Below are 11,666 nucleotides of genomic sequence, written 5' to 3' on the forward strand. Positions count from 1 at the left end.
GTGACTGCCGACAGTTGGCATTGAAGTCATTGGCGAGCCACGCCGGCGTGGCATTCCCCTCACGGATCACTTGATCCGCCGCCCGAAGTAAGGCGTGCCTGTAGGCCGGGATCGGTCCCGAATGCTCGTAGGACGGCAATTCGCTCGGGAGCCCGATCAGATTTGAAGCTCCGCGACCGTCTGGCGCCGACCGCAGCCAATCAAAGGGCGTCTGACCGATCGTCGCGTCCATCTCCAGAAGCCCGCCTAGCAGGTTGTGGCCATTGCTGTGGCAATGCAGCAGTCCTGGATGGCTGCATCAAATAAATCCAAGATGCCCCGGGTTCGCTTCCACCGCACCACCGGGACCTTCGCTGCAGGCTAAATGCAGAAAATCCAGGCGCGCGCTGAAGCATCGTGAGAAATTCATGGATTATGTCAGCTGGTAAAATGACCCGATCCAATTTTAGTCGATCAATCAGCGTCCTTCGTCGGGGCTGTCGGTCCGCATCGCGCCTGACGGCGGCGCTATGCTGGTGCTCCTACGGCCGCCCTGTTGAACCGCTTTCTCCAGCACCGAACTGAATTGGTCCCGCTGGCGGACATTTCGATGCTTCCGCCTTGTAGGGCTTCTTTGTTGCGGCCGCCTCTGCGGCACGGCTGCGCCGACGTGACGTGCTTGGCGGCACGTTTTGTCAGGGAGGGGAAAGAGGCGCGAGGCCCTCTCCCTGCAAGCCGCCGCTGGCGGATTCCTCCGTCTGCCCGCTTCGCTCCGTGCAGACCGGGGAGACCCATAAGCGCTAACTTAGGGGTAGACTGGTCGAATCGAGATGTGATTCCTCGGCCAGATGCGAACGAATGATTCCATCGAAGCAGACTGGCAGGCACTGATATCGGGGCTGTCGCAATCCATTGATCTTGACGCGACGGCGCGGGCGACAGGAGCGCTCGTGCGTCGTCGCAATGTTGCGGACGCGGCAACATTGCTGCGCCTGGCATTAGCTTATGGCCCCGGCGGGATGAGCCTGCGCTCGGCTGCCGCCTGGGCCGGGGTGAACGATGTTGCAAGCCTTTCGGATGTTGCTCTTTTGAAGCGCTTGCGCGGAGCCGCCGATTGGCTCGGCTGCATCGCAGGCGCCTTGCTCGAAAACGCTTGTGCCAAAAGCACCGTGCCGAAGGGGCGTCGGCTGCGCATTGCCGACGGCAGTTCGATCTCGCGTCCCGGCAGTGCTGGCACGGACTGGCGGCTGCACGCCACCTACGAACCTGCGCTTGCGCGCTTCACGCATCTGGAGATCAGCGACGTCCACGGTGGTGAGAGCTTCTCTCGTGTTCCGCTTCGCCAAGGCGACATCGTTGTTGGCGACCGCGCCTACGCCCGTGCCCCATCTCTTGAAAAGGTGGCGTTGGCGGGCGCCGACTTCATCGTGCGCACGGGCTGGACCAGTGTTCGGCTGACCACGCTCGACGGCCAACTGGTGGACTGGAACGCCTTCTACGCGCCCATGCAGCCCGGCGAGATTTGCGAGATGGACGTGCTCGTGGAGCATTCGGGCCCCAAAGGCAAGGGCCGAGGCAAGCCGCTCTTGCGGGCAAGGCTCATCGTCAGGCGCAAGAATGCGAAGGCCACCGAAAAGTCAGAGAAAGCGGCAAGGCGGGGTCATCAGCGACGCCGCAACACCAGACACTGCAGTTGATGACCGTCACTGCGGCAGGCTTCGTCATGCTGCTGACATCGATCCGGCCGACGCGATGACGGCCGAGGAGGTTCTGCAAACCTATCGCCTGCGCTGGCAGGTCGAACTCGCCTTCAAGCGGCTCAAGAGCGGAATGGGCATCCATAAGCTTCCCGCACGCGATGAGCGGCTCGCCCGAAGCTGGCTCATGGCCCATCTGATCCTGGCGCTGATTATCGACGAGGCCGTCAACGACGTTCTCGACTCTCCCCCCTGTGAAGACGAAACCACGCATGGCGCAATCGCTGTCCCTTTGGAGGCTGCATAACCTTCTGCGTACTGCGATCCTCAACGCCATACTGAGCGTGCTGCGACCGGGAAAAATCGCCGCACGCTTCGCCGAAATCATTCGCCATGTCTGCGATCCGCCAAGACGGCGCAAAAACCAATCCGCCGCAGCAAGGATAGCTGCCGTGCCCTAAGTTAGCGCCTATGCCGGGGAGACCCCTCCGCCCCCCTTGCTCCCCGCTGCTCGCCGCGATGCAGGGGGACAGGCGACCTGAACCCGTGCCCAAGCCGATCTGATGGCAGAGGCGGTGGGGCTGGACATGGGCCCGTGGTGGACATACGTGCCACACAAATCCTCATGCTCGCCTAACCGGCCGCAACGTATGGCAATCCGGGCTGACCCGACGAAAGAAGGAGTAGGTCTCGGCCATTCCCGTGTCCGAGCCCAGAAAAGTTACTGGTTTCCTTACGGGCGCGATACAAAGGGCACAGGCTGGACTTGGCTGGCGGGGGCGGGGCTTGTCGACCGCTCGATCGAAAGTGAGAGACGAGGAGGAGAATCACCGACCTGCAGAGCGGCAAGGCGCTCGCCTACCTCCCTGTCAGTCACCGTTAGCCGATGGTTTAGACGAAGATAGTCCGTCCATGTCGGCGTGCGGAATGTCTCGGTCCAAAGAGTCGAGTTCTGAAGATCGCGCTGGAGGGTCCAGTCCCGCGCACCGGCACGGCTCTGAACGCGCCGCCTTTCGCGCATGCAGCTCAGAAATTCCTCGATATTCTCCTCGGGTATCGAGTACTCCACCTTGATCACGATCGGGCCGCTCCTGGGCTTCAAATCGAGGGCCAGTTCTGGTGGCCTGAAGTCGAAGGCCCCTTGATCCGATTCCTCCCATAGCCGTACCGGCAATAGCTTTCCCACAGCTGCAACCAGCAACAGCGCCGCTGCAGCACCTTCCAAAGCCCACGTCAGGGAATAGTACTGCGCGACAGCACCCCAGATCCAGCTGCCCGCTGCCATGCCGCCGTAGGTCAGGGCGTAATAGATCGACAGGGTGCGACCAACGACCCACCTTGGGCTTGCCAACTGCACACACACGTCGGTTCCGGTCCAGGTGACAACCCAGCCTGCGCCAGCGATTGCAAGCGCGATCGCTGCTACGGCCACCGATGATGTGAGAGCCAGTAAAAGGCAACACGTTGCGCAAGCAACGGACGCGAGCGTGATCAATCGATTTTGGGACGTGATGCGTCGCAAGTAGCTATTGCCAATGCCCGCGATGAAGGCGCCTGTGCCGAAGCCGGCTAACAGGACGCCGTAAACAATTGGCCCGCCCGCCAGTTGGTCGCGAACCACGAGGGGGAGCAGAGCAAGGATCGAGATGCTTGACAGCCCGAACAGGGTTGCGCGCACGATCGCCACTCTGATCTCAGAGGAGATTGCCGTGAAGCGCATGCCATCATGAATGGCCGTCGTCATCCGCTCGCGCGGAAGAGGCGAAGAGCGAACTTGCCACTTGGAGCGCAGCACAGCGCTCAACGGGACCAGGTCGGTCAGCGCAGCGAAGGCGAAAGCCGTAAGGGGGCCCAGCAAAGCCAAAATTACACCGCCCAGCGCCGGTCCTATGCTCCGAACCACGTTGTACCCCACCGACATCAGCGTCACTGCAGCGGGTATGTCGCGCTTTTCCAGGATGTCGCCGACCGAGGCGTGCCAGGCTGGATCATTCAAGGCAAAGCCGCATCCCGCCAAGAAACACAGTCCCAAGATCAGCCATGGACTGACAAAGCCCAGTCCAACAGAGAGAGCCAGCGCCGTGGATGCCAGTGCGATCAGGCAATGTCCGGCAAGCATCACGCCGCGGCGGCTGAAGCTGTCTGCAATCGCTCCAGCAAGGATCGACAAGAAGAAGGCGGGCAGTGTCGATGCAGCCTGCACGAGCGCAACCATCAGATCGGAGGCTGAAATCGTTGCCATAAGCCAGCTTATAGCCACGCTCTGCACCAGCCAGCCAAGGCTGGATATCTGCGTGGCTGTCCAGATCGAACGAAAGACCGGATTCTGAAGAGGGATCAGTGTGTTTGCCGCAAAGGGCGGGGAATCTTGGCGCCGCATGACTTCTCACCTCCACCACGTAGTTCTTTCACTCACTCACTTGCTGACAGCGGTGCGCTTACGCACAGCTGCGTCACAACCAAGTTCCGATATCGCGCTCGCAACAAAGTAGATGTCGCATCCACGGTGCTGATGCGCGATGAGTGTGCCAGTTGGGCGTCAGCTGGTCTGGGTCGCGCAGCCCGATGGGGTGCGGTCTGCCCTGCGACTCTTGGCCTTGGACGGTGCTACCGCCCCGATGGCCGGGTTGTCAAACTGCCACTGTGCTAGCAGCGCCCATCCCATCCTGACAGGCATGAGCATACGACGCAGTGCATCGCTGGTATCGGAGGCGGGTGCAAGATCAAGGGTGGCATCGTCTTGACAAGTACGAGCTGGTGGGCGCCTTTGCCCGACCTACACATCGGCGATTCATGGGGCCGCCGTTCAACTCGTTGGTCTATGCGCAAAAAAAACATAATACGCTTGTAAAAGACGTTTCGTGCCGGCGCAGGCGCCGAGGAGGGCGCGGAAGCCTTCACCATCGTCATCCCGCCACCGAACGTCACCGGCTCGCTGCATATGGGTCATGCGCTCAACAACACGCTGCAGGACATTCTGGTGCGCTTCGAGCGCATGCGCGGCAAGAATGTCCTTTGGCAGCCGGGCATGGATCATGCCGGGATCGCCACACAGATGGTGGTCGAGCGCCAGCTGATGGAGAAGCAGATCCACCGCCGCAACCTGACGCGCGATGAGCTCATCGAGACCGGCGGCGCGATCCTCATCAGTTGAAGCGGCTGGGCGCCTCGGCCGACTGGAGCCGGGAGCGTTTCACCATGGACGAGGGCCTGTCCAGGGCGGTGCTCGAAGTGTTCGTGACGCTCTACAAGGAAGGGCTGATCTACAAGGACAAGCGCCTTGTGAACTGGGACCCGAAGCTGTTGACCGCCATCTCGGATCTCGAGGTCGAGCAGCAGGAAGTCAACGGCAACCTCTGGCACTTCCGCTATCCGGTCGAAGGCAAGACGTTCGATCCGGAAAATCCGAAAACCTTCATCACCGTTGCGACGACCCGCCCCGAGACGATGCTGGGCGATACGGCTGTCGCAGTCCACCCCGACGACGAGCGTTTCCGGCATCTCGTCGGCAAGAACCTCATCCTGCCGATCGTCGGCCGCAAGATCCCGGTGGTGGCGGACGAGTATTCCGATCCCGAAAAAGGCAGCGGTGCGGTCAAGATCACGCCGGCGCATGACTTCAACGAATTTGAGGTCGGCAGGCGCCATAAGTTGCCGGCGATCAATATTCTCACCGTAGAGGCGGCGGTCACCCTCACGGACAATGACGACTTTCTCGCCGGGCTGGAGGTGACGCCGGAGCGCCAGGCGGTCTGGGACGAGCTCGACGGTCTCGACCGTTTAGTCGCGCACAAGAAGATCGCCGAGCTGATACCGGCGGTTTCCTCGAAAAGGTCGAGCCGCATCGCCAGGCCTGAAGCGGCGGTTGCGGCGATCCTGAACAAGGTGCGGTCTCTCCGCGCCAACGCATCCGACACCGAGATTTTCGATCGAAATCTAAGCATCGTCGAAGATGCTTTGCCTGATCTAGGCGCCCAACCGTAGCAGGCCGCATTGCTGCGCCAGCCGCCACGTAAAGCGCTGCCAGAGTTCTTGCACCCGCGTCATTCGGCCGCCGCTTTGAAGGTTCCGCCTAGGGCCTGCATCAGATCATCGATAATGTCCTGAGGATGCTCAAGTCCCACTGACATTCGCAGTAATCCGCCTGGCGCCTTGGACTTGGCACCCTCGACGGATGCGCGATGCTCAATCAGAGAGTGGGTCCCGCCAAGGCTTGTCGCCCGGGCAACAACCTCGAGGCGGCCGGCCACGGCCATCGCAGCATCGGCTCCGCCTTTGACGATAAAGGATAGCATCGCTCCGTAATGGCTCATTTGCCGCTTAGCGAGATCGTGTCCCGGATCAGTTTGCAGGCCAGGAAAAAGTACTTTTTCGACACGCGGATGAGACGCCAAAGCCTCAGCAACCTTCTGGGCGCCTTCGCAATGCGCGCGCATGCGTACCGACAATGTCTGCAGGCCCCGCAATGCCAGCCAACAGTCGAATGGCGCTGCGACGCTGCCCTTGTGTTTCTGGACCATCCGCAGTGGGTGACCGAAGGGTGACGAGTGCGGGACAATGACGACGCCCGCCATCAAGTCCGAGTGGCCGCCGATGTACTTTGTCGCCGAGTGCATAACCGCGTCCGCCCCAACTTCGAGGGGCCGTTGAAGCACTGGAGTTGCCCACGTGTTGTCCACTACGGCCAAGGCGCCAGCCTCGTGCGCGATTTTGCAGATGGCCGAAATGTCGACAACCCGGATCATCGGGTTTGACGGCGTCTCGACCCAGACGAGGCCAGTCCGCTTCGACGTGACCGCGGCGCGCACGGCATCCAGATCGCGCATGTCGACGGCCGCAAAGTCGAAGCGAGACCCAATGTCGGTCTCGTCAATCAGCGAACGAATGCCGAAATACATGTCATCCGGCAGAACGATCCGACCCGTCGACGGATGGCTCTCAAAGACTGCAGCGATTGCAGCCATGCCCGACGAGAAGGCAATGCCATCTTCTCCGCCCTCGAGCGCGGCCATGGCCATTTCGAACGCGTTGCGTGTCGGATTTCCATCCCGGGTGTATTCGAATCCGGAAGGAAACGAGCCGTCGACGCTACGTTGGAATGTCGTGCTGGTGTTCAGCGGCAGGGACACCGCCCCCGTGGAAGCGTCGACAGCTCGGCCGCAATGGATCGCCTTTGTTTCAAAACGCATCGGTCATTTCCTCGCTAACGGGGCAGTTGCACAATTTCAGGCCGGTCATTATATTGACCGTAATAAGTGAGCCGAGGCACTAAGTCAATATAATGACCGATGTTACGACAGCGTTGGACCCCGAGCGGGTGCTTGGCCAAGCGATAGCGGTTCGGATCCGACAATTGAGGCGCGACCAAAACCTGACCCTGGATCGACTGGCAAAACTGAGCGGCTTATCCAAGGGAACCGTCGTCACGCTGGAGCAAGGCAAGGCGAACCCCAGCATCGGCATACTTTGCCGACTGGCGGCGGCGTTTTCGCTTTCGGTGGCCGATTTGTTGAATGACCATCCTTCCACAGTTCGCCTTCCTATTGAGCGGACAGAGGCGAGGACGCTTTGGACAAGCGCTAAAGGAAGCTTTGCACAACTTCATTCATCGATCTCGGGACGAACGATGTTCGAACTGTGGAGCTGGGCCATCATGCCGGGCGACGTGTTTTCCGCAGATGCTCATAGTCCGGATACGCGCGAGTTGATCTCGGTGACTCAGGGGTCCCTAAGTGTAGTGGTGGGTACCCACGCAGTAATTTTGAGCCAAGGCGAGAGTGTGCGGCTTGTCACTGACCAACCGCACTCATACGCGGCGGCATCTGATCTGCCTGCCCACTTCTCGATGGCAGTTCTTGAGCGTGGTGGACAGCGAGATCCGGGGCCCTCTTCGCCGGCATCGAAGATGCCCGGGCTCGTTCCGCAAGACACCGCCGCTCGCTAACGACCGCCCATTCGCGACAGGAGATCCACCGTTGTACGCTCCGCCCCATTTTGCCGTCCCGATCACAACACCTGCTTGACCTAATCGAGAGACATCCGCTCGGTATCCTGGTCACCCACAGCAAAGGCACACTCGACGCGAACCACATTCCCTTCGAGCTTGACGGCTCGAAGGGAGACAAAGGCGTCCTCAATTGCCATGTTGCACGCAAAAAATCGAGTCTGGGAGGAAGTTGCCAATGGCGATGAAGTCCTCGTTATCTTCCCTGCGGCCGACGCTTACATCTCGCCGAACTGGTATCCAAGCAAGCATGAATTCCATAAGCAGGTGCCGACGTGGAACTGTCTCGTCGTCCACGCCCCACGGACGCATCACTGTCCGGGATGATGAGCGCTATGTGCGCCGTAACGTGGCGAAGCTCACTCAGATGCATGAAGCCTCGCAGCCTGCCCCGTGGAAGATGGGCGACGCGCCGAAGGACTTCATTGACACGATGGTTAAAGGCGATCGCCGCCCTGGAAATCGAGATCACCGGCCTGGTTGGTAAATCAAAACTCAGCCAGAACAAAGAGGTGCGCGACATTCAGAACGCTGGTGAAATGCTGAATGCCCGAGGCGTCAATGGGATGGGAGAAGCGATGCTCGCGGCTGCGGCGGCCAAATCCCAATAGCATCTATCTTGTCCCGACAAGCCGCTGGTGCTGGATTTCCAAGGGGTGAACCTTGAGAGACAAATGCTTCGGCTCGCCGGAAACGCGACCAGCACCTGACCACCCGCTATGCGGCAGATGGACAAGAACTCAGGCCGCCATCGCCAGGCAGATCCGCAATGCCGCCGGATCGATGGAAGCTGCTTACCCCGCGAGCCTTTCCGGTCACGTCGCCTGCTTCGTCAATACCTCGAACAGCAGCCTGGCGCTTAAACCGAGTTGCGTGTTCGGTATGGCGGCATAGCGGTTTCGAGATCGGAGCCGACTGGCAGCGAACGCCACGCCCCACGGTGGCGATGCCTCGCAGCCAGGTTGGATGACCAAGCAGCTGGGATGTTCGGCAGGCTTGCACCCGCTTCAGATGCGAGACGGGTCAAGACGATCATCCTGCACAACGTCACGCGGCGGTGGGCCGGTTCCGAAAAGGGCCGGCCCCGGCCATTCATACAAGTGGAGTTGGGGGCGCGGGGCCGGGTCAAGCCTATCGGGTCGGACCCGCCGGGACAGCGCGTACATCGTCCTGGCAACGCCAGGCGCTCGTCCGGCGTCATGCGGGCTTCGGCTTGGCGCGCCGAATGTCTGGACCGGCATCGCGGAGCATGGCGCACCCCATGCTGCCCCTGGCCAGATCGCAAATGACGCACGGCTTGTTCGTAACCGTTCGGCCAAGGTCGGCCAAGGCCGCGGTGGCTATGATTTCGGGCGATGGTTTCTGCGGTAGGTTTGGGCGGTGCGTGGCCCGCAGCCCTGCGCGCGTCGACGATATGCCGAAGGTTGTTGATGCCGTCTTCGGTGAAGACGACGGTAGGTTCGCTTAATTCGGATGCGGGATAGTCGTCATAGCGGCCTGGTGACGTCTCGTGGACGGATGGCCTCAGGACTTCTCGCGCATCGGTTCTTCTCGGCTTCTCGCCCGCAATCGCCATTGCCGCAATCCAGAGCAAGGTGGCTTTGGTCAGCTCCGGCGGATCAATACGGCTTAGGACGCGCATGTGTTTTTAGCGGCCGGATGAGCGGCTCCAGAAGCGAAGTCGCTGCCATGACTGTCGCCGGAAGCCCCGGCTATGCCGAACCCTGATGAACATCTGACGCGATGGCGACTTTCGAGCCGTCCACGCCACAAAGGAGGAACGGCTATGAAGGCTGGGCGGCGGCACTTTCATTCTCAGGCGCCGCTCTATGCCACCTTCCGGCCAAGCGCAGTTGGCACAAATCTTGAACCTCTCTTTGCGCGGCCGCAGGAGCTGCAATCGCACGTTCGGCCTCACGCAATGAAAGACCGGTCACGATTGCCATGATGCACAGGCTTGCCATGCGCTTCCGCTGCATTTTGCGGGGCCGTGAATTGGACAAGCTCGACCACCTGGATCGACGATGCCGTCAACGCCGGGCTCGTCGCCATCACGCGTTTCGCTCGGGTCCTACGCCGTGACATTGACGCCGTTCGCAATGCCATTGAATTTCCGTGGAGCAACGGCCAGGCGGAAAGGCAGATCAACCGCCTGAAGACGATCAACGATCACCACACAAAGTGAGGAAGAACCTCGTTAAGTGCAAAGCGACATTGCCTCGACAGCGGGTCCCGGAAGGTTTATGCTGCCCAGTGTTACCGCAATCCGGAATGGCGATGAGTACCTTCACGAGTGAAGGGATTCCCGCGGTCTTAGAGATGAGTTGTCGAATGGCGCGAAGTCGCACAGAATCGTGTGTTTGATATCGATCAGGATCGCGAGCTATTTCAGGCGCAGAGAGGTCTTGCGCCCGATGCACAAGTTGCTCCCGGTCCAACGGAAGTGAATGGGGTGGAACTGCTTTGTCGGCCAAATTGTTGACGGAACGTCCGGCGCCCATTGTTGCTACATGTCTGGATTCTTGGGGCAATTTGGATGATGCAATCCACCATCTCACTCCAAAGGGGAGTGGAATCTGGAACAATGTCGCTTTTGTACGCACGACATCCTTCGCGCCCGATTGGCATATTGTCTTTAACTCTGCTTCTCTTTTTGGGCTCCCTGTTGATATCGAGGCGAGCCCAAACAGGATAATTTTTGCAATCGGCGAACCGCCGACGAAAGCTCATCGCGCATTTCATGAAGGGCAGGGGAAAAATACTATCATCCTGACGTCTGACGCAGAGCTGGCTGCTCGGCAGAATGCAGGGCGCCGATTCGTATTGTCTCCACCTATCACTCGGTCTTGGTCTGTAAACAAGACATATGACCAACTTCTGGTCAGCGAAGTCGTGGACAAGCCGCTTCGGCTCTCATGGATTACCAGTAACATCGCCCTGCTTAAAGGGCATCGATATCGGCTGGCGTTTCTGGAACGGCTGAGAGAGGAGCTCGATTTTGACCTGTTCGGCCGAGGTTTTCGGCTGATTGGAGATAAATGGAACGCACTCGCACCTTACCGTTACAGTATAGCTTTCGAGAATACTCGTGCTGATTACTATTTTACAGAGAAGCTTATGGACTGCTTCGTTGCTGAAACAATGCCGATCTATTACGGCAGCCCGGCAATCACGAGGTTCTTCCCTTCGGACTCAATGGTTCTGATTGACCCAGAGGACAAGAACGTAATCCAAAAAATTCAAGGAATCATCAACTCGGACCTGTGGAAGGAGCGTCGCGGCGCAATACTAGAGGCGAAGCGGTTGGTTCTCGAGAAATACAATACGTTTGCTTATCTCGCGGGCTTCATCGAAAGCGTTCAGGATAAACCGTTACCGCCGGAAGTTATACACATCGGTTCGCCTGCGGTCGATTTTGGGAGAGACGCATGAAGTACTCCAACGCTCGCTTCGCGTGCCCGGCGGTTGGTGGTCTGGCGAGATCGGTACGGAACGCTCGGCGGAGAATGCCTACCTGCGCAGACGGGCCGGCAGGGCGCACGAGGTCATGCGCCCCCGGCCGCCGCTGATCAGACGAACTGAGGAAGGCCAGGAACGGAATTGAGGACCTCGTCCACGAGTTCGTCGCCGGCATGTTCCTTGGCGAAGGCGATCGTCTCGTTGGCGAGGGCGGCGATGTTTAGAATGCTGAGACCCTCACTCATCAATTGCTGGCCGAGCCCAATGAGGCCGCCTCCGTCGTCTGGGTCGTCGCCATGATACTTCGCCACTAATTTCGAAGCTCCGGGAATGGCCTCGATCATGCGCGCAACGGGACCGTCGGCCGCGTGGCGTTGCAGGAAACCCAGCATTAACCCAACGGCCTTCTCTGCGAGAGCCGGGCCGATGCCGGCACCAGTGGCGATGCGCGATAAGAATTCTTCCATGGCAGGGTTCCTCTCTCTTTAATGAGGTTTACACGGGGCCGGTCCGGCGCCCAAAGCGCC

At 59.8% G+C, this 11,666-nt stretch carries 10 protein-coding genes and 3 pseudogenes; 9 read left to right on the plus strand and 4 right to left on the minus strand.

All coding sequences use genetic code 11. The annotated features are described in order from the left end of the window. Position 1: 1 nt before the first annotated feature. Positions 2–250 (minus strand): annotated as a pseudogene (locus NKI59_RS22495) (hypothetical protein); the annotation flags it as partial. A gap of 1,277 nt (positions 251–1,527) precedes the next feature. Between NKI59_RS22495 and NKI59_RS22500 the strand changes: the two are divergent. Further along, positions 1,528–1,983: a transposase gene (locus tag NKI59_RS22500; protein WP_352707066.1), complete on the plus strand. Its 456-nt coding sequence runs from the start codon at positions 1,528–1,530 to the stop codon at positions 1,981–1,983. 426 nt (positions 1,984–2,409) lie between these two features. Here the strand turns inward: NKI59_RS22500 and NKI59_RS22505 are convergent, their stop codons facing one another. Continuing rightward, entirely contained in the window at positions 2,410–4,056 is a 1,647-nt protein-coding gene (locus NKI59_RS22505; protein WP_352706942.1) for an MFS transporter, read from the minus strand. 477 nt (positions 4,057–4,533) lie between these two features. On the opposite strand from NKI59_RS22505, the pseudogene NKI59_RS22510 reads away from it, so the two are divergent. Next, positions 4,534–5,530 (plus strand): annotated as a pseudogene (locus tag NKI59_RS22510) (class I tRNA ligase family protein); the annotation flags it as partial. Between the two features lie 189 nt (positions 5,531–5,719). Here NKI59_RS22510 and NKI59_RS22515 read toward each other — a convergent pair. Continuing rightward, positions 5,720–6,865 carry a trans-sulfuration enzyme family protein gene (locus tag NKI59_RS22515; protein WP_352706945.1) on the minus strand — a complete coding sequence of 382 codons (1,146 nt, stop codon included), beginning with the start codon at positions 6,863–6,865 and terminating at the stop codon, positions 5,720–5,722. A gap of 92 nt (positions 6,866–6,957) precedes the next feature. On the opposite strand from NKI59_RS22515, the gene NKI59_RS22520 reads away from it, so the two are divergent. The 7 genes and pseudogenes from NKI59_RS22520 to NKI59_RS22550 all read left to right on the plus strand — a co-directional run bounded on the left by NKI59_RS22520 (position 6,958) and on the right by NKI59_RS22550 (position 11,112). After that, positions 6,958–7,620 (plus strand): helix-turn-helix domain-containing protein, encoded by a 663-nt coding sequence (locus tag NKI59_RS22520; protein WP_352706947.1) that lies wholly within the window; start codon positions 6,958–6,960, stop codon positions 7,618–7,620. A 50-nt stretch (positions 7,621–7,670) separates the two neighbouring features. Further along, positions 7,671–7,868, plus strand: coding sequence for an FMN-binding negative transcriptional regulator (locus NKI59_RS22525; RefSeq protein ID WP_352706950.1), 198 nt, complete (start codon positions 7,671–7,673; stop codon positions 7,866–7,868). Then, entirely contained in the window at positions 7,819–8,007 is a 189-nt protein-coding gene (locus NKI59_RS22530) for an FMN-binding negative transcriptional regulator (RefSeq protein ID WP_352706952.1), read from the plus strand. Before NKI59_RS22525 ends, NKI59_RS22530 begins: the two co-directional genes overlap by 50 nt. Continuing rightward, entirely contained in the window at positions 7,931–8,167 is a 237-nt protein-coding gene (locus NKI59_RS22535) for an FMN-binding negative transcriptional regulator (protein ID WP_352706955.1), read from the plus strand. Before NKI59_RS22530 ends, NKI59_RS22535 begins: the two co-directional genes overlap by 77 nt. Continuing rightward, the gene (locus NKI59_RS22540; protein WP_352707076.1) at positions 8,106–8,291 is read left to right on the plus strand and encodes a hypothetical protein; all 186 of its coding nucleotides are present in this window, start codon (positions 8,106–8,108) and stop codon (positions 8,289–8,291) included. Before NKI59_RS22535 ends, NKI59_RS22540 begins: the two co-directional genes overlap by 62 nt. A 1,336-nt stretch (positions 8,292–9,627) precedes the next feature. Further along, positions 9,628–9,844, plus strand: a pseudogene (locus tag NKI59_RS22545) (transposase); the annotation flags it as partial. A 299-nt stretch (positions 9,845–10,143) separates the two neighbouring features. Further along, positions 10,144–11,112: a glycosyltransferase family 10 domain-containing protein gene (locus NKI59_RS22550; RefSeq protein ID WP_198030557.1), complete on the plus strand. Its 969-nt coding sequence runs from the start codon at positions 10,144–10,146 to the stop codon at positions 11,110–11,112. Positions 11,113–11,249: 137 nt separating this feature from the next. Here NKI59_RS22550 and NKI59_RS22555 read toward each other — a convergent pair whose 3' ends face one another. After that, positions 11,250–11,606, minus strand: coding sequence for a hypothetical protein (locus NKI59_RS22555; RefSeq protein WP_352706958.1), 357 nt, complete (start codon positions 11,604–11,606; stop codon positions 11,250–11,252). Positions 11,607–11,666 lie beyond the last annotated feature (60 nt).

This window comes from Mesorhizobium sp. M0598 (genome assembly GCF_040320865.1).
Classification (GTDB): Bacteria; Pseudomonadota; Alphaproteobacteria; order Rhizobiales; family Rhizobiaceae; genus Mesorhizobium.